The following is an 18,185-nucleotide window of genomic DNA, read 5'->3' as shown; positions in this document are numbered from 1 at the left end:
GCTCCTCTACGCAATGCACGCTCATCCGCAGACAATAAAGTGGTCTGGTTCTGAGCATCCAATATCCGTTTCGAGAGACCAATCTTCCAACGCGATTAAGCACCCAGCAATCAGTGTGCGTGAAGGTAAATATTTTCAGAACTGCACCTTGCTGGTCCCGTGCAATCAACCTGTTCGGTAACTTCAACCTTGGTGTACAGGTCGTATTTTTTTGCGACTTCGCCGATTGCGATGAGTTTATCCGCAGTGATTTCACCGCCTGGAATACGCGGCACCACCGAATAGGTGCCGTTCTTCTGCATATTCGCCATGAAGGTGTCGTTGGTGTCCTGCAACGGCACGAGGGAAGCGTCCATGATCGGCTGGTTCCAGCACGAGGCCAAAATCGAACCCACCGCCGGCTTGCACACGTCACAACCGGTGTGGCCACGGCCGTGTTTGGCCAGCAGTTCTTCGAAGGTAATCACGCCTTCCACGCGCACCAGCGCATACAGTTCCTGACGCGTATAGGCGAAGTGTTCGCACAGGCTTTTGTCGACGCTGACGCCGCGCGCAATCAGCTCATGCTCGAACACCTGCTTGAGCAACCCGGCGCAGCCGCCGCAACCGGTGCCGGCCTTGGTCTGCGACTTGAGCAGGCCGAGGTCGCTGCAACCGCCGTCAATCGCCGAGCAAATCGAACCCTTGGTCACGTTGTGGCACGAGCACACGGTGGCCGCTTGCGGCAAGGCGCCCGGGCCGAGGGTCGGCGCGCCAGTGGACGATGGCAAGATCAGGCTGGCCGGTTCGGCCGGCAACGCGATACGGTTTTGCATGTATTGCAGCAAGGTGTCGTAGTAGCTGTTGTCGCCGACCAGCACCGCGCCAATCACGTGCTTGCCGCTGGCGTCCACTACCAGGCGTCGATAGCTGGCGCTGGCTTCGTCGATGAATTGGTAGCTGCGCGCACCCGGCGTGTTTGCATGCGCGTCGCCGATCGAGCCGACGTCGACGCCGAGCAGTTTGAGTTTGGTCGACATGTCGGCGCCCACAAACGGCTCGGTGGCCTGCTCGCACAACAGCGCGGCAACCCCGCGGGCCATCTGGTAACCCGGCGCGACCAGGCCGAACAAACTGCCATTCCACGAGGCGCATTCACCAATCGCGTAGATGTTCGGGTCGCAGCTTTGGCATTCATCGTTGATCACCACGCCGCCGCGCGGGCCAATCTCCAGTGCGGCCTGACGCGCCAGGGCATCTTGGGCGCGGATACCGGCTGAGAACACGATCAGGTCGGTTTCAAGGAATTCGTCATTCGCAAAGTTCATGCGGTAGCGATACGCCTCGCCCGCGCTGATCGACTGGGTGGCGCGGGACAAGTGCACACCGACGCCCAGCCGTTCGATCTGAGCCTTGAGCGCCAGCCCGCCAAAATCATCCAACTGCACCGGCATCAAGCGCGGCGCGAACTCCACCACATGCGCTTCCAGGCCAAGGCTTTTCAGGGCGTTGGCGGCTTCCAGACCGAGCAGCCCGCCACCCACCACCACGCCGCGCCGCGCATTGGCGGCTGCAGCACGAATCGCGTCGAGGTCTTCGAGGGTGCGGTACACCAGCCGCGAGTCGCCTTCGGCGCCTTCAATCGGCGGCACAAACGGGTAAGAACCGGTGGCCAGCACCAACTTGTCGTAGGCCACACACCCTTGCGCGGTAATCACCTCGCAACGGGCGCGGTCGATTTCCAGCACCGGCACGCCCAAATGCAAGGTCACACCCGGCGTGTGGTACAGCGACGCGTCGGACAGTGCCAGCGACTCGGCATCGCGACCGGTGAAGTATTCGGAAAGATGCACACGGTCATAGGCGCGCATCGGCTCCTCGCTGAACACGTGCAAGCGGTAGTGGTCCAGCGCGCCGCGCTCGATCAGTTGCGCCACACAATGATGGCCGACCATGCCATTGCCGACGACAATCAAGGTTTTCAGCGGTTTCAGACTGGCGATAGTGGAATTCATGGAAAGCACCCGACAAAGCTCATCACGGTTTAAAAAAGCAAAAAAAAAACGCCTGAAACCTTACGGTTCCAGGCGTCTTTGCCTGTTCTTATACGGGTTCGGATCGGGCGACTTCGCCGGTCCTTCCGTTATTGCCCATGACCTGTATGGCCTGTCGATCATCGTTGACCGAGGTGGGTTGAAGCTGAGCTTGCAGGCGCCGTGCCAATCCACCGCGGGCGCCTGTGGCACGGGCTGCAAGCCGGCCCGCAAGCAGCGGACAAGTATTTTTGCGCCTCCAACTGGTGCGCCTCGCGTCATAAAAGTGCATTTTCACTGCTGACTTTATAACGCGGGGCTGGTGTGGCAAGCGGGCTTGCTCGCCACACCAGCCCGATTGAAAACCTGGCGCGTGACTTGCTAGGAACACTCCACAGAGCAGTCAACGCTGATTGCCCATTCACGACAAAGGCGCCGTGCAACTCCCGTTTTTAACGGAGGGTTGCAGGGCGCTTTTTGTTTGCGGGCAGCAAAAGTTTTCGAGGGTTACGGATGGCAAACCAGAGCGTACGCAGCGTGTGTCCTTATTGTGGCGTGGGCTGCGGCATCGTCATGCAGGTCGAGAACAATAAAGTGGTCAAAGTGACTGGCGACAAGGCCCACCCCACCAACTTCGGCCGCCTGTGCACCAAAGGCACCACCTGCGGGCAAGCCATCGCCGAGTCCGGGCGCATGGCCAACGCGTATGTGCGCCAGGCGCGCGACCACGACCCGGTGCGCATCGGCATGGACAAGGCGATCAGCGAAACCGCCAGCCGTTTGCGCAGCCTGCTCGACACGCATGGCCCAGACGCGCTGGCCTTTTACGTGTCCGGGCAAATGTCGCTGGAAGCGCAGTACCTGATCAACAAACTGGCCAAGGGCTTTGTGCGCACCGCCAACCTCGAATCCAACTCCCGCCTGTGCATGGCCAGCGCCGGCAGCGGCTACAAACTGTCGCTGGGTTCCGACGGGCCACCGGGCTCGTATGAAGACTTCGACCGCGCCGACCTGTTCTTCGTGATCGGCGCCAACATGGCCGACTGTCACCCGATTTTGTTTCTGCGCATGATGGACCGCGTCAAGGCCGGGGCGAAGCTGATCGTGGTCGACCCACGGCGCAGCGCCACCGCAGACAAGGCCCAGCTGTTCCTGCAAATTGAGCCCGGCACCGACCTCGCGTTGCTCAACGGCATGCTGCACCTGCTGGTAAAAAACGGCCACACCGACCCCGCGTTTATCGCGGCCTTCACCGAAGGTTGGGAGGCGATGCCGGGGTTCCTGGAGGACTACCCGCCGCACCGCGTCGCCGAGATCACCGGCCTCGCCGAGGCCGACATCCGCCAAGCCGCCGAGTGGATCGGCGCGGCCGCCGAGTGGATGAGTTGCTGGACCATGGGCCTCAACCAAAGCACGCATGGCACCTGGAACACCAACGCGCTGTGCAATTTGCACTTGGCCACCGGCGCGATTTGCCGACCGGGCAGCGGGCCGTTTTCGCTCACAGGCCAACCGAACGCGATGGGCGGCCGCGAGATGGGCTACATGGGCCCCGGCCTGCCAGGCCAGCGCTCGGTGCTGGTCGAGGCCGACCGCGCGTTCATCGAAGAGCTCTGGCGCATCCCCGCAGGCAGCCTGCCGCGCCAGGCCGGTGGCGGTACGGTGGCAATGTTCGAGCAGATGATCAGCGGGCAGATCAAAGCCTGCTGGATCATCTGCACCAACCCGGTCGCCAGCGCGCCGAACCGCCGCAAGGTGATCGAAGGCTTGCAAGCCGCCGAACTGGTGATCACCCAGGATGCCTACCTCGACACCGAGACCAACCGCTACGCCGACATCCTGCTGCCCGGCGCGCTGTGGGCCGAGGCCGAAGGGGTGATGATCAACTCCGAGCGCAACCTCACGCTGATGCAAAAAGCCGTCGACGCGCCCGGCGAGAGCTTGCCCGACTGGCAAATCATCGCGCGGGTCGCGTGCGAGATGGGCTTTGCCGAGGCCTTCACCTATGCCTCTGCCGCCGAGGTGTTTGACGAAATCAAACGCGCCTGGAACCCCAAGACCGGCTATGACATTCGCGGCGCAAGCCACCAACGCCTGCGCGAAACCCCGTTGCAATGGCCCTGCGCGACAGCCGATGGCGCAGACCGCAACCCGATCCGCTATGTGAATGAGGGCACGCTCACCTTCGCCACCGACAGCGGCAAAGGCCAGTTCCTCGCGCGCCCACACCTGCCGCCCGCCGAGATGCCGGACGCGGCGTTCCCCTTCGTGCTCAACACCGGCCGCTTGCAACACCAGTGGCACACGCTGACCAAGACCGGCAAGGTCGCCACGCTGAACAAGCTCAACCCCGGCCCGTTCGTTGAACTGCACCCCGAAGACGCCGCAAGCCTGGGCATCACGCATAAAGACTCGGTAGAAGTACGCTCACAGCGTGGGCGTGCGGTGCTGCCCGCGGTGGTCACTGACCGGGTGCGCCCCGGCAACTGTTTTGCGCCGTTTCACTGGAACGATGTGTTTGGCGAACACCTGGCGATCAACGCGGTGACCAACGATGCGGTCGACCCGATTTCGCTGCAGCCCGAGTTCAAGTTCTGTGCCGTGGCGCTGGCCCGCGTCGAGCTGATCGAGCATCAGTTTTTGCACGCGCCGACCGCCGTTGCCAATGACCTAGCCCCTGTAGCAGAGGACCTCGCCATGTCGCGACTCGACGCCTTCGCCGACCTCGCCGGCATCCGTAACCTTGCGCCGCCACCACTGAGCGACAGCGAACGCACCTACCTCGCGGGTTTCTTGAGTGGCTTGCAATCGAGTGCCGGGCGCCAGGCCGTCGGCGTGCCGGTAATGCCGGCGAATGCGCCACTGGCCAAGGATTCGCGGCTGTGGCTGGACGGTTTGCTCGGCGGTTTGTTCAGCCGCACGCAGGCAGGCGCGGCAGTCGATGCCGTGGCGTCGGCGCCCTCCCCGGCAGTCACGCTGTTATGGGCGTCGCAAACCGGTAATGCCGAAACCCTCGCCGAGCGTTTTGCCAAGCGCTTGCGCGACGGCGGCATTGCGGTGGAGTTGAGCGCCATGGCGGACTTCCCCGCGAGCAAGTTGGCGAGCACGCAAAACCTGGCGCTGATCAGCAGCACCTTCGGCGACGGCGACCCGCCCGACAATGGCGAAAGTTTCTGGCACGGCCTCAACAGTGTCGACACGCGCCTGGAATCGCTGCGCTTTGCAGTGCTGGCCTTGGGCGATCCGAATTACGACCAATTCTGCAAGCACGGTAAACAACTCGATCAGCGCCTGTTGGAGCTGGGCGCCACCCGCCTGCTGGAGCGCGTCGACTGCGACACTGAATTTGAAGAGCGCGCGGATGCCTGGCTGGCTCAGTTCCTGGAATCGCTGCACCCGGCCAAGCCAATAGCGCCCATAACCCCCGCAGCGCCAGCCACGCCCGCCGGCAAAACCAAGTTGCATGGGTCACGCCTGCTGCTCAACCGGCACCTGAACCCGCAGAGTTCGCACAAGGAAACCCGCCAGTTCGCGCTGGACCTGGCCGACTCCGGCATGAGCTATGAAGCCGGTGATGCACTGGGTGTGATGCCGCGCAACTGCCCGGAACTGGTCAGTGAACTGCTCGACCTGACCGGCCTGGATGCGGCTACCTGCGTGAACATCGACACCTTCGGCGATGTGCCGCTGCACCAGGCACTGACCCAGCGCTTCGAAATCGCCCGGCCAAGCAGCGACACCCTGGCGTTTATTGCCGAGCGCAGCAGCAACCCGGGCCTTAAGCAACTGCTTGACCCCGAGCATAAAGCCGAATTGAAAGACTGGCTGTGGGGCCGGCAACTGACCGATGTATTGCAGCAATACCCTATCGATTGCTCGGCCAACGAACTGCTCGGCACCCTCAAGCGCCTGCAACCGCGCCTCTATTCGATTGCTTCCAGCGCCAAAGCCTACCCGCAGGAGGTCCACCTGACCGTGGCGGCCGTGCGCTACGGCAAGCGCAAAGGCGTGTCGTCGACCTTTTTGGCCGACCGTGCAAGCGACTGCGAAGTGCCAATATTCGTGCAACCGGCCAAACACTTTCGCACGCCCGGCGACGGTAACGTGCCGATGATCATGATCGGCCCCGGCACCGGCGTGGCACCGTTCCGGGCGTTTTTGCAGGAGCGCCGCGCGCAAGGCCATCAGGGGCGGAACTGGCTGTTTTTTGGCGAACAGCACGCCGCCAGCGACTTTTACTACCAGGATGAACTGCAAGGCATGCAGCGCGACGGCCTGCTGACGCACCTGAGCCTCGCCTTTTCGCGCGACCAGGCGCAAAAAATCTACGTGCAGGACCGCATCGCCGAACAGGGCGCCGAGCTATGGCGCTGGCTGCAAGACGGCGCAAAAGTCTACATCTGCGGCGACGCCAGCCACATGGCCAAAGATGTCGACCACGCGCTGCGCCAGGTCGCACAGGCGCACGGCGGGCTCGACGGCGAAGGCGCCGTGGATTACTGGCGCCAGTTGAGCGAGCAAAAACGTTACCTGCGTGACGTGTACTGAGTGGGCACTGATCAGCGCGCGGCCAGCAGCCAGCTCAGAAAGGTCTGCAACCGCGTGCAAAATGCTTCGCCCTCGGCGCTCGGGTTGCGCGCCTCAAACAGAAAGTACGCGACCTGCACGCGCATCGTCGGGCAGTGCTGGACGAACAGCGCGACGTGCTCTTCGAGCGTGTGCGGCCAGCTCAACACGTCCTCCGCGCGCAGTATTTGCGTCGCTCGAATCAACCTGCGCGCCGCTTCGCGTTGCAGGCGAAGGCGCTCCGGCACGCTGCCTGCCTGCTTGATGCGCGCAACATAAGTGTTTAAAGCCTGTTCGACGTCATCATTGATCGCCAGCGCGATTTCGCGCGAAGGCCGAAACCGCTCAAAATGCCGGGACAGGTCATCACCCCACACACAACGGCAATGATGCTTTAGCCAAAAGCCCCATTTGTTTTTATGCTCGGGCGCCAGCACCTGCGCACGGTGGCCAATATCGAAGTCGATTTTGGTCACTAGCGGGTGGCGTTTTTCCAGTGCCTGCCGCAGCCCGTCCAACTGTTCAAACACCTGCGCATCCGGCGGCTCGCGCAGTACCAGCGTGAGGTCAAGGTCCGAGTCACCTTGGCTGGCATCGCCCCTCGCGACACTGCCATACACATAAATGCCGTCCAGCCCCAGCACCGCCTGCGACAGGGTCGCGCACACGTCCGCCAGCAGTGGCTCGAATTCGGGTTGCAGGGGAATAGTGGCGACGCTGAGCACAAAGCCCTCTGCATCAACGCCTGTCGGTTTTAGTGCGCTCATGGGTGGTTCCTGATTTGTGACCATCAAGCATGCCATTTTTTAACCCCAAACGACGCTGCCAATGCGCATGAACAAGCCTTTCGGTGTGCAGCTGCGCCCTAAACTCACTGGCTGAGCCTGGCCATCAATTAAGTTGAATCCTGCTTTTCAGCGGCGGTCACCTATAAGGACAGCAGCAAGATGCCAACGCGACGGAGGATGTGATGAACCTTGCAATGACACTTTTCAGCCTGTTTGCCGGGTGGATGGCGATTATGATTTCAATGCTGTGGGGCGTGTTACGCGTGGCCCGTTGGCACCATGATTAATACGCCGGACGGCCGTTACTTCGTGGTCAAGGGTCAGCTATGGCGCGCGACCAATCCCGCGCTGGAAGAAAGCCTGCGCCAACATTGGGTTAACGAATTGATGGACGCGCGCCGCTCGGTCAAAGCCGCCAAAGCCTCAAGCGATGCGAGCGCGTTGAAGGATGCGCGGCGCCGTGTGCAGGCCGCCAAGGTTGCATTGGGCGAACGAGGCCCGGTGTGGTGGGACGATGGCAGCCCGGACTTCAACCGCCGCCAGGTGGCTAATACGCCGTACGCCGATTGGTACGAAACACATTTCGATACGTAACCAAGGTGAACTTTCTTTCAAACGCTGCGCTCCTTTCCTATGCGCTGCCCCAACCCCAGGGGCGTTGTATAAACAAGGAGTTGCCATCCCATGACCACCCTTCCCGTCTACCAAACCTCAACGCCGGGTCCGCTGCACGCGACCTTGCTGGCCGGTACCGTGCCGCTGTTTCTCGGTGCCCTGATCAGCGACATCGCCTATACCCAGACTTTCCAGATTCAGTGGGCTAACTTTGCCTCTTGGCTGATCGCCGGGGCGCTGGTGTTCTGTGGATTTGCGCTGCTGTTTGCGTTGGTTAATCTGGTGCGTGCCGAACGCAAGTCGGGGCAACCCGTGGTGTATTTTTTGCTGCTGTTGGCCACCTGGATTCTCGGCCTGGTTAACGCCTTCCAACACGCCAAAGACGCGTACGCCGCCATGCCGACCGGCTTGGTGCTGTCAGTCGTCGTCACGCTGCTGACACTCGCGGCAACCTGGACTGGCCTGCGCGGAGGTGCCAAATGAAAACGTCGAGCACATTGACCTTACTCAGCGCTGCGCTGTTGCTGAGCGCCTGTGGTGGCGAAGGCGACAAGAACCAGGCTCGCGGGCCTGACCCTAAATTGCCGGAGCAACAAAGCAGCCTGCTGCCGAGCATGAAAATCGCCGAGCCGACGCCGTGGGGCGAGCAAAAACCCAAGGTGCCCGAAGGCTACAGCGTGACCGCCATCGCCACCGGCCTGGCCATCCCGCGCCAAACCCTGGTATTGCCTAACGGCGACATTCTGATCGCTGAAGGGCGTGGTGGCAGCGCGGCCAAGCTCAAGCCCAAAGATGTGATCGCCAGCGTGATCAAGGCCGAAGGCAACACCAAGGTCAAGGGTGGCAACCGCCTGACCCTGCTGCGCGATGCCGACGGTGACGGCACGTATGAGTTGAAAACCGTGTTCGCCGAGAACCTCAACGCGCCGTATGGCCTGGCATTTGCCGACGGCAAACTGTACGTCGCCAACCAGGATGCACTGGTGCGCTTCGACTATACCGACGGCCAGACTAAAGCCAGCGGCGCACCGACCAAAGTCACCGACTTGCCGGCGCAGATCAACCACCACTGGACCAAGTCGCTGGCCGTGAGCGCGGATGGGCGCCAGCTTTACGTGGGCATTGGCTCCAACAGCAACGTCACCGAGCGCGGCATGGAAGTCGAAATCGACCGCGCCATGGTCTGGCAGATCGACGCCGCCAGCGGCGCGCACAAGCCCTACGCGACCGGCTTGCGCAACCCGACGGCGCTGACCATTCAACCGGGCTCCGGGCAACTGTGGACGGTGGTTAACGAGCGCGATGAGCTCGGCCCCGACTTGGTGCCGGATTACCTGACCTCGGTGCGTGAAGGCGGGTTTTATGGCTGGCCTTACAGCTATTGGGGCCAGAATGTCGACAGCCGCGCGCAACCGCAGAACCCGGCGAAAGTCGCGGCTGCGATCAAGCCCGATTACAGCCTGGGCTCCCACGTTGCTGCGCTGGGCGTGGACTTTTCGATCCCCGAGATGGGTGAGAAATTTGCCGACGGTGTGTTTGTCGGTGAGCACGGCAGTTGGAACCGTGAAAACCCGGTGGGCTACAAAGTCATCTTTGTGCCCTTCAGCAACGGTAAACCAGCGGGCGAACCGATTGACTTCGCTACCGGCTTTCGCGGCGATGACGGCAAGACGCGCGGCGCCCGGTGGGGGTGACGGTGGACCCTAAAGGTGCACTGATTATCGCCGACGACCTCGCCAACACCGTGTGGCGGGTGACGCGTAATCGCTGAACCTTTGCGGCCGGAGCGGCGTGCCCGCTCCGGCGCTTCTATTTACAGATCAGTGCTTACAGGGCAGTACTTACAGGTCAGTGATTTCCTTGTGGCGTGGCACCAGCGCTTTCATCACGCTCCAGGCCACCAGATACGCCAACGCACAAATCGCAAACATGATCATGTAGCCGGTGTGGATGTCGTTGATTGACTTGTAGTAGTCAAACACCCACCCGCCAATCTTGGTCATCACCACACCGCCCAAACCACCCGCCATGCCGCCGATGCCAACCACCGAGGCCACGGTTTTTTGCGGGAACATGTCGGACACGGTGGTGAAGATGTTGCACGACCACGCCTGATGCGCCGAAGCGCCCACGCCGATCAACAGCACCGGCACCCAGAAGCTGATATAGCCGAACGGCTGCGCCAGCAACACCACCAACGGGAACAGCGCGATCACCAGCATCGCCTTCATGCGCCCGTCATACGGTGCATCGCCGCGTGCCATGAAGTAGCTGGGGAACCAGCCACCACCGATACTGCCAACCATAGTCATGCTGTACAGCACCGCCAGCGGCATCACGATGTCCGGGCCTTTCATGCCGTATTGCGCGGATAAATAGGTCGGTAGCCAAAACAGGAAAAACCACCACACGCCGTCGGTCATGAACTTGCCGAAGGCAAACGCCCACGTCTGGCGGTAGGTGAGCAACTTGAACCACGAGACTTTTTTCTGCGCCGCGCCGGCCGGTGCAGGCGTAACCGGCTGTACGCTTTGGTCGCTGCGGATGTAGGCGAGTTCTTCGGCCGAGAGGCGTTTTTGATCCTCGGGTTTCTGGTACAGCGCCGACCACACCGCCACCCACACAAACCCGAGCATGCCGATGACCATGAACGCCGCTTCCCAGCCCCACAGGCCAGCGATCAACGGTACGCAGATCGGCGCCAGAATCGCCCCCACGTTAGCGCCCGAGTTGAAGATACCCGTGGCCAGGGAACGCTCTTTTTTGGGGAAGTATTCGGCGGTGGCCTTGATCGCGATCGGGAAGTTACCCGCCTCGCCAATCGCCAGCACCGCGCGTGAGAGCATGAAGCCGGCAATCGACACCGGAATCACCGCCAGGCCAATCGCGCCGCTGACGGCAGCGATGCCCTCGCCCATCGGCACGGCGAACGCGTGCATGATCGCGCCCGTGGACCAGATGGCAATCGCCACCACATAGGCAGCCTTGGTACCGATCTTGTCGACAAAGCGTCCGGCAAACAGCATCGAAATCGCGTAAACAAACTGGAACACCGCCGCAATGTTGGCGTAGTCGGTGTTACTCCAGCCAAATTGCGTCGACAACTGCGGCGCCAACAGGCTAAGCACCTGGCGGTCGAGGTAGTTGACGGTGGTGGCAAAAAACAACATCGCGCAGATAGTCCAGCGATAGTTGCCGACGGCCTGGCCGACGCGATGGGCGTTGATGGGCTCACTCAGGTTCATGGCATCACTTTTTTATTTTTGTTAGATAGGACATATGTAACGTCATATGTCGTCGTACAACTAACACTTTTATAGCGGGCTGCCTGAGCGCTGTCAATCGTAAAGATTGGCGCTCGCCGAGCTATTGCGGGGTTGTAAAAATGATCAGCCAGGCGTGGTTATAGGATGACAAATCCGAAACACCAGGCTCGGCGCTTGTCGAGGCACATCATCGAGCAGGCCAACGCGTTGCAGGCCGAGCTTTTCCAGCACCCGAATCGAGGCCGCATGCTCGGGCCGTACCAGCCCGAACACCTCGGGCACACCGAGGGTTTGGAACGCCATCGCCAGCGCGTCGTGGCCCATTTCGGTGGCATAGCCCTGCCCCCACGCTTCAACCGCGAAACGGTAGCCGAGGTTGATACGCCGCTCGGTCAGGTAGTTAAGCGGCGCTACGCCGCCAAACCCGATAACGTGCGCAGGCGCCTCGCAACGGGCAATTACCCACCAGCCATAACCTTCGGCGGCCCATTGTTCGAGCCAGCGGTCCAACAGGCGTTGCGCCTCGGCAAGCGTGGTGAGCGGCCCGGCCGGGTTGAACACGTTAGTCTGCGGGTCACCGAAGATCGCGAACAATCGCTGCACATCGCTGGCCAGGGGCTTACGGTAAATCAGGCGTGAGGCAGTGACAGCCATTCGGATAATTCCTTGGGTCAGCCGTGAAGTTCAATGCGTTTGCAAAAAAAGGCAAATAGCGGTGAATTATTTCATGTGCAGTTGTATCTGAAGTGACAGAGCGGTGCCATCGGGACGGTGGCACCACCCCTGTTCAGTTTTAGAGTGGCCCGGATGAAATTACGAAAAAAAAGCGTCAAACCGATCGGTTTGAAAGACATCACCATTGTTGACGATGCCAAAGTGCGCAAGGCGATCACCGCCGCCGCGCTGGGTAACGCCATGGAGTGGTTCGACTTCGGCGTTTACGGGTTTGTCGCCTATGTGCTCGGCAAGGTGTTTTTCCCCGACGCCTCGCCCAGCGTACAAATGATCGCCGCGTTGGCCACGTTCTCCGTACCTTTCTTGATTCGCCCGCTGGGCGGCCTGTTTTTCGGCGCATTGGGCGATAAATACGGACGACAGAAAGTCCTCGCCGCCACCATCGTGATCATGTCCCTCAGCACCTTTGCGATTGGCCTGATACCCGGTTATGCGTCGATTGGCGTCTGGGCGCCGATTCTGTTGCTCGTGTGCAAAATGGCCCAAGGCTTCTCGGTGGGCGGTGAATACACCGGCGCCTCGATCTTCGTCGCAGAATATGCCCCGGACCGTAAACGCGGGTTCCTCGGCAGTTGGCTGGACTTCGGCTCAATCGCAGGTTTCGTACTCGGCGCCGGCGTCGTGGTGCTGATCTCCAGCGTGTTGGGCGAAGCCGAATTTGAAGCGTGGGGCTGGCGCCTGCCGTTCTTCCTGGCGCTGCCGCTGGGCATCATCGGCCTTTACCTGCGCCACGCACTCGAAGAAACGCCAGCCTTCCAGCAACACATGGACAAGCTCGAACAAGGCGACCGCGAAGGCCTGACCCACGGCCCCAAAGTGTCGTTCAAGGAGGTTGCAACCAAACACTGGCGCAGCCTGCTGACCTGCATCGGCATCGTCGCGGCCACCAACGTGACGTATTACATGCTGCTCACGTATATGCCGAGCTACCTGTCGCACAACCTGCATTACGAAGAAAACAGCGGTGTGCTGATCATCATCGCAATCATGGTCGGCATGCTGTTCGTGCAGCCGTTTATCGGCTTTGTCAGCGACAAGATCGGCCGTAAGCCGTTCATTATTGCCGGTAGCGTCGGCCTGCTGTTCCTGGCGATTCCTGCGTTTATGCTGATCACCAGCGGCAAGATCGGCCTGATCTTCGCTGGCCTCTTGATCCTGGCGATTATCCTCAACTTCTTTATCGGCGTGATGGCTTCGACCCTGCCCGCGATGTTCCCCACGCACCTGCGCTACAGCGCCTTGGCCAGCGCGTTCAATGTGTCGGTTTTGATCGCCGGTATTACGCCGACGGCAGTGGCGTGGCTGGTGGAAAGCACCAACGATTTGTTTATGCCCGCCTACTATCTGATGGTATTTGCTGTAGTCGGCTTGATTACCGGGCTGACCATGAAGGAAACTGCGAATAAACCTCTGCGTGGTGCGGCCCCGGCGGCTTCGGACATGGAAGAAGCCAAAGAGTTGCTGCAAGAGCACCATGACAATATCGAGCAGAAGATTGAAGACATCGACGCCGAAATTGCCGAACTTGAGGCCAAACGTAAAAACCTGGTGCAACAGCACCCACGGATTAATTAGGACCTGACGGTTCGTGGTGGCACGTGCCACCACGCCCTTGGAGTGTTACAACATGAATTCCAGCGTCACCCCAGCACATGCGCTTCTCAGCGCCGATGAACGTGCCGCTATCGCCGAAATAGAAGCCACTACCAGCATTTTGCAACTGGTCACCCGCCTGACCGGGATGAGATTCGCCAGCATCGCCAAGTTCACCGACATGGAATGGATCGTTTGCTCGGTGCATGACCCCATGGCAATGGGCATCAATGTGGATGACGTGCTTAACCTTGAAAACACACTGTGCAGTGAGTTTTGCATCAACCCGACGGCACTGTTTATCCCGCAAATCAGTCAAGATGGCCGTTATGCAACACGCCCGGTGGTCAAGCAATTCGCCATCGAGAGCTACGCCGGCGCGCCGATCTTTCTGCCTGATGGCCGCTTGTTTGGCGCGCTGTGTGCGCTGGATTCAAGGGCGATGCTGTTTGAAGACCCAAACCTGTCGGAAACCCTCAGCCTGTTTGCCCGGCTGATCGGCTGCATTTTCTACGCTAACTTGACCACGGCGGAGCAGTGACCGCCGGCTTGCCTCGTAGCGTGGCGAGGCCGGTTACCTGAAAAACTGACTCGGCGTCTTGCCAAACTGCTTCTTGAACATGCTGGTAAAGGCGCTTGGGCTGTCGTAGCCCAGTTCAACCGCCACATCAATAATCTTCTGCCCCAGCGCAATGCGTTCCAACGCCAACAGCAACCGCGCCTGCTGGCGCCATTGGCCGAAGGTCAGGCCGGTTTCCTTGCGGAACAAGCGCTGAATGGTTTTCTGATCAAGCTCAAGCCGATGACTCCAATCCGCCACGGTCGACGCATCGCCGGGGTCGCGTTGCAGTGCCTGGCAAATACGCTGGATGCGCAGGTCGGCGGGCTGCGGCAGGGACAACGGCAGCGCAGGCAGAATGGCCAGCTCGTCGAGGATCAGGCGCATGATGCGCGCGTCCCGCGAGTCCTCGGCGTAAGGTGGTTGCACACTGACAGAGGCCTTGATCAGCTCGCTGAGCAACCCCGAAATGCTCACGGCCTTGGTTTCGGTGGGCAGGTTGGCAAAACTGTCGGGTCGCACAAACACACTGCGCATTTTCAGCGCGCCGACGCAACGCAGCGAATGCACCTGCCCGCACGGCATCCAGAAACCGCGATTGGGCGGCACCGTCCACTGGTTTTGCGCCGAGCGCACCACCATCACGCCCTCGATGGCATAGAGCAATTGGTGCTTCTCATGGCTGTGGTCGGGCACTAACCAATTCTCGGGATAATCGGTGGCGGAACTGATGACAGCCCAGTCGCCCTGATCGATCTCCTGCAGAAATTTATCCAGTGATTTGATCATTTCGCCCTTTTCGCGACAGTTGCCGCCCGAATTGCGCGAGACAGGCATTTGCGGCGAATCTAGCATAAACTCCGAAATATTATGAAATGGGCAACGGGCTTAAGTACTCGCTGCCCCTGTTCGCTGCCTTGTATGGAATGCCTGCATGTCGAGCCTGTCCGCTTCACCCGCCGCTGCAACCAGCACGCCGCACATCAGCCCCTTGGTCATGCGCGTGCTCGGCGCGTGTGCCGTGGCGCATATGATCAATGACCTGATCCAGGCCGTGCTGCCATCGATCTACCCGATGCTCAAGGCCAACTACGGGCTGAGCTTTACCCAGGTCGGCCTGATCACCCTGACCTTCCAACTGACCGCGTCGTTGCTGCAACCGTGGATCGGCTACCACACCGACCGTCACCCCAAACCGTGGCTGTTGCCGGCGGGCATGGTGTGCACCTTGATCGGTATTTTGATGCTGGCGTTTGTCGGCAGCTTCCCGGCGATCCTGATGGCGGCGGCGCTGGTGGGCGTGGGCTCGTCGACCTTCCACCCGGAAACCTCACGCGTGGCGCGCCTGGCCTCCGGCGGGCGTTACGGTTTGGCGCAATCGACCTTCCAGGTCGGCGGCAACACCGGCAGCGCCTTCGGCCCGTTGCTCGCGGCGGCGATCATCATTCCATACGGCCAAACGCATATCGCCTGGTTCGGGCTGTTCGCGGTGTTGGCGATTTTGGTGCTGTACGGCTTGAGCCGCTGGTACCGCAACCACCTCAACCTGTTCAAGCTCAAGCAAGGCGGCAAAGCCACTCACGGCTTGTCCAAAGGCCGCGTGACGTTTGCCCTGGTGGTGCTGGCGCTGTTGGTGTTTTCCAAATACATCTACATGACCAGCATGACCAGCTACTTCACCTTCTACCTGATTGAAAAATTCCAGTTGTCGGTTGCCAGCTCGCAGATGTACCTGTTTCTGTTCCTCGGCGCGGTAGCCGTCGGCACCTTCGCCGGTGGCCCGATTGGCGACAAGATCGGGCGCAAGAAAGTTATCTGGTTTTCGATCCTGGGCGCCGCGCCCTTTACCATGGCCCTGCCCTACGTCGACCTGTTCTGGACGGCCGTGCTCAGCGTGATGATTGGTTTCATCCTCGCCTCGGCGTTCTCGGCCATCGTGGTCTTCGCCCAGGAACTGGTGCCGGGCAATGTGGGCATGATCGCCGGTATATTCTTCGGCCTGATGTTCGGTTTCAGCGGCATAGGCGCCGCGCTGCTCGGCCTGCTCGCCGACAGCCACGGTATCGAATACGTCTACACCCTGTGTTCATTCCTGCCGCTGCTGGGCATCATGACGATATTGCTGCCATCGACCAAAGGCGTGTAACCCGCCACAAGGCTGAGCGGGAATGCGCTGCGTTCCCGCAGCTACCCGGCGCTGGTTTTGTGAAATATCTGTACGTAGACTGCCGCCATACCTCCCACTTGAAGGCGGCTAAAGAAACGTGATGCAAGTTACCGAAGTCTCCATTGCTCAATTGCGCGCTGCGCTTGAAAGCGGCCACACCACTGCGGTTGAACTGGTGCAGGCCTACCTGGCGCGAATCGATGCCTATGACGGCCCGCAAACCGCGACCGCGCTGAACGCCGTCGTGGTGCGTAACCCCGACGCCCTTAGAGAGGCCGAGGCGTCCGACGCCCGACGCGCCAAAGGCGAAACCTTGGGTCCATTGGATGGCATTCCCTACACCGCCAAAGACAGTTATTTGGTGAAAGGCCTGACGGCAGCCTCCGGCAGCCCGGCCTTCGCCAAGCTGACCGCGCAACGCGATGCCTTCACCATCGAGCGCCTGCGTGCTGGCGGCGCCATCTGCCTGGGCAAAACCAATATGCCGCCGATGGCCAACGGCGGCATGCAGCGCGGTGTGTATGGCCGCGCCGAAAGCCCGTACAACGCCGACTACCTGACGGCGCCGTTCGCCTCCGGCTCATCCAACGGCGCTGGCACCGCGACCGCAGCAAGCTTTGCAGCCTTTGGCCTGGCCGAAGAAACCTGGTCAAGCGGACGCGGCCCGGCCTCCAACAATGGCTTGTGCGCCTACACCCCGTCGCGCGGGGTAATTTCGGTACGCGGTAACTGGCCGTTGACGCCGACCATGGACGTGGTGGTGCCTTACGCGCGCACCATGGCCGACCTTCTCGAAGTACTCGATGTCGTGGTCGCCGAAGACCCCGACACACGCGGCGACCTGTGGCGCCTGCAACCTTGGGTCGCCATCCCGAGCGTGGCCTCGGTGCGCCCTGCGTCCTACGCGCAGTTGGCCGTCAACCGCGACGCCCTCGCCGGCAAGCGTTTGGGTGTACCGCGCATGTACATCAACGCCGACCCCGAGGCCGGCACCAGCGAAAAACCCGGCATCGGCGGGCCGACCGGGCAAAAGATCAACACCCGCGCCAGCGTCATCGACCTCTGGCAAGCCGCACGCCAGGCACTGCAAGCCGCCGGTGCCGAAGTGATCGAGGTGGACTTTCCGCTGGTCTCCAATTGCGAAGGCGACCGCCCCGGCGCGCCCACGGTATTTACCCGTGGCCTGGTCTCGAAGGAATTTTTGCACGACGAATTGTGGGAGCTGTCGGCCTGGGCCTTCGATGACTTCTTGCGCGCCAACGACGACCCGACCCTGAACCGCCTGGCCGATGTAGACGGGCCGAAGATCTTCCCGCACGACCCGGGCACCCTGCCCAATCGCGAAGACGATTTGGCCGCAGGCATGGACCAATACGTGCGCATGGCCGAGCGCGGCATCACACCATGGGATCAGATCAGCAGCCTGCCGGACGGCCTGCGCGGCTTGGAGCAAACCCGGCGCCTGGACCTGGAAGACTGGATGGACACACTGGGGCTGGATGCAGTGCTGTTCCCTACCGTGGCGGATGTTGGCCCTGCCGATGCCGATGTCAACCAAGCCTCGGCCGATATAGCCTGGAGCAACGGCGTCTGGGTGGCCAACGGTAACCTGGCAATTCGCCATTTGGGCGTGCCCACCGTCACCGTGCCCATGGGCGTGATGGCAGACATTGGCATGCCGGTAGGCCTGACGTTTGCCGGGCGAGCTTATGATGATTCGGCGCTGCTGCGGTTTGCCTGTGCGTATGAAGCCACCGGCAGTAAACGCCTGATCCCACCACGTACGCCGGCGCTGGCCGAGGGATAAACCGGGCCGCGCTGGCAGCGCCCGGAAACCGCCGCAATCTCGCAAACAGCATGCATTCAAACTGTGGGAGCGGGCTT

12 protein-coding genes and 2 pseudogenes are annotated in these 18,185 nt (G+C 61.1%); 9 read left to right on the top strand and 5 right to left on the bottom strand.

From position 1 onward, the window contains the following. Window positions 1-155 precede the first annotated feature (155 nt). Window positions 156-1,994 (bottom strand): annotated as a pseudogene (gene nirB / locus F0169_RS07275) (nitrite reductase large subunit NirB); the annotation flags it as partial. Here nirB and F0169_RS07270 point away from each other — a divergent pair. After that, a complete protein-coding gene (locus tag F0169_RS07270) occupies window positions 1,993-2,316 on the top strand; it encodes a hypothetical protein (protein WP_152746116.1) in 324 nt (107 codons plus the stop codon). The pseudogene nirB and the gene F0169_RS07270 overlap by 2 nt on opposite strands. Window positions 2,317-2,525: 209 nt before the next feature. Then, window positions 2,526-6,560 carry a bifunctional nitrate reductase/sulfite reductase flavoprotein subunit alpha gene (locus F0169_RS07265; RefSeq protein WP_152746115.1) on the top strand — a complete coding sequence of 1,345 codons (4,035 nt, stop codon included), beginning with the start codon at window positions 2,526-2,528 and terminating at the stop codon, window positions 6,558-6,560. A gap of 11 nt (window positions 6,561-6,571) precedes the next feature. Here F0169_RS07265 and F0169_RS07260 read toward each other — a convergent pair whose 3' ends face one another. Next, a complete protein-coding gene (locus F0169_RS07260) occupies window positions 6,572-7,345 on the bottom strand; it encodes a nucleotidyltransferase domain-containing protein (protein ID WP_152746114.1) in 774 nt (257 codons plus the stop codon). 300 nt (window positions 7,346-7,645) lie between these two features. Between F0169_RS07260 and F0169_RS07255 the strand changes: the two genes are divergently transcribed. The 3 genes and pseudogenes from F0169_RS07255 (at window position 7,646) to F0169_RS07245 (ending at window position 9,752) form a co-directional block, all read left to right on the top strand. Next, window positions 7,646-7,960 carry a hypothetical protein gene (locus F0169_RS07255; protein ID WP_152746113.1) on the top strand — a complete coding sequence of 105 codons (315 nt, stop codon included), beginning with the start codon at window positions 7,646-7,648 and terminating at the stop codon, window positions 7,958-7,960. Between the two features lie 90 nt (window positions 7,961-8,050). Further along, window positions 8,051-8,464, top strand: coding sequence for a DUF2231 domain-containing protein (locus F0169_RS07250; RefSeq protein ID WP_099236349.1), 414 nt, complete (start codon window positions 8,051-8,053; stop codon window positions 8,462-8,464). Then, window positions 8,461-9,752, top strand: a pseudogene (locus F0169_RS07245) (PQQ-dependent sugar dehydrogenase). Before F0169_RS07250 ends, F0169_RS07245 begins: the two are co-directional and overlap by 4 nt. A gap of 70 nt (window positions 9,753-9,822) precedes the next feature. Here F0169_RS07245 and F0169_RS07240 read toward each other — a convergent pair. Both F0169_RS07240 and F0169_RS07235 read right to left on the bottom strand, forming a co-directional pair. Continuing rightward, window positions 9,823-11,226, bottom strand: a complete 1,404-nt coding sequence (locus tag F0169_RS07240; protein ID WP_058411191.1) for an MFS transporter — start codon at window positions 11,224-11,226, stop codon at window positions 9,823-9,825. 144 nt (window positions 11,227-11,370) lie between these two features. Next, entirely contained in the window at window positions 11,371-11,901 is a 531-nt protein-coding gene (locus tag F0169_RS07235) for a GNAT family N-acetyltransferase (protein WP_152746112.1), read from the bottom strand. 153 nt (window positions 11,902-12,054) lie between these two features. Here F0169_RS07235 and proP point away from each other — a divergent pair, with 153 nt between their 5' ends. Next, a complete protein-coding gene (gene proP, locus F0169_RS07230; RefSeq protein ID WP_058411193.1) occupies window positions 12,055-13,557 on the top strand; it encodes a glycine betaine/L-proline transporter ProP in 1,503 nt (500 codons plus the stop codon). 52 nt (window positions 13,558-13,609) lie between these two features. After that, on the top strand, window positions 13,610-14,116 hold the full coding sequence (locus F0169_RS07225) for a GAF domain-containing protein (RefSeq protein ID WP_152746111.1): 507 nt from the start codon (window positions 13,610-13,612) through the stop codon (window positions 14,114-14,116). A 33-nt stretch (window positions 14,117-14,149) separates the two neighbouring features. Here the strand turns inward: F0169_RS07225 and F0169_RS07220 are convergent, their stop codons facing one another. Continuing rightward, complete coding sequence (locus F0169_RS07220) at window positions 14,150-14,971, bottom strand: AraC family transcriptional regulator (protein ID WP_058411195.1); 822 nt, start codon at window positions 14,969-14,971, stop codon at window positions 14,150-14,152. 97 nt (window positions 14,972-15,068) lie between these two features. On the opposite strand from F0169_RS07220, the gene F0169_RS07215 reads away from it, so the two are divergent. After that, window positions 15,069-16,280: an MFS transporter gene (locus F0169_RS07215; protein WP_152746110.1), complete on the top strand. Its 1,212-nt coding sequence runs from the start codon at window positions 15,069-15,071 to the stop codon at window positions 16,278-16,280. 118 nt (window positions 16,281-16,398) lie between these two features. Further along, entirely contained in the window at window positions 16,399-18,108 is a 1,710-nt protein-coding gene (locus F0169_RS07210) for an amidase (protein ID WP_172979359.1), read from the top strand. Window positions 18,109-18,185: the final 77 nt, after the last annotated feature.

Origin of the sequence: Pseudomonas kitaguniensis, assembly GCF_009296165.1 — a bacterium.
In the GTDB taxonomy this organism is placed as follows: domain Bacteria; phylum Pseudomonadota; class Gammaproteobacteria; order Pseudomonadales; family Pseudomonadaceae; genus Aquipseudomonas; species Aquipseudomonas kitaguniensis.
This window is presented reverse-complemented; position numbering and strand designations above follow the sequence as displayed.

Excerpts from the sequence above, each read along its gene's own strand:
- F0169_RS07270 (WP_152746116.1), top strand. The coding sequence starts at position 1,993 with ATGGAAAGCACCCGACAAAGCTCATCACGGTTTAAAAAAGCAAAAAAA.
- F0169_RS07265 (WP_152746115.1), top strand. The coding sequence starts at position 2,526 with ATGGCAAACCAGAGCGTACGCAGCGTGTGTCCTTATTGTGGCGTGGGC.
- F0169_RS07260 (WP_152746114.1), bottom strand. The coding sequence starts at position 7,345 with ATGAGCGCACTAAAACCGACAGGCGTTGATGCAGAGGGCTTTGTGCTC.
- F0169_RS07255 (WP_152746113.1), top strand. The coding sequence starts at position 7,646 with ATGATTAATACGCCGGACGGCCGTTACTTCGTGGTCAAGGGTCAGCTA.
- F0169_RS07250 (WP_099236349.1), top strand. The coding sequence starts at position 8,051 with ATGACCACCCTTCCCGTCTACCAAACCTCAACGCCGGGTCCGCTGCAC.
- F0169_RS07240 (WP_058411191.1), bottom strand. The coding sequence starts at position 11,226 with ATGAACCTGAGTGAGCCCATCAACGCCCATCGCGTCGGCCAGGCCGTC.
- F0169_RS07235 (WP_152746112.1), bottom strand. The coding sequence starts at position 11,901 with ATGGCTGTCACTGCCTCACGCCTGATTTACCGTAAGCCCCTGGCCAGC.
- proP (WP_058411193.1), top strand. The coding sequence starts at position 12,055 with ATGAAATTACGAAAAAAAAGCGTCAAACCGATCGGTTTGAAAGACATC.
- F0169_RS07225 (WP_152746111.1), top strand. The coding sequence starts at position 13,610 with ATGAATTCCAGCGTCACCCCAGCACATGCGCTTCTCAGCGCCGATGAA.
- F0169_RS07220 (WP_058411195.1), bottom strand. The coding sequence starts at position 14,971 with ATGCCTGTCTCGCGCAATTCGGGCGGCAACTGTCGCGAAAAGGGCGAA.
- F0169_RS07215 (WP_152746110.1), top strand. The coding sequence starts at position 15,069 with ATGTCGAGCCTGTCCGCTTCACCCGCCGCTGCAACCAGCACGCCGCAC.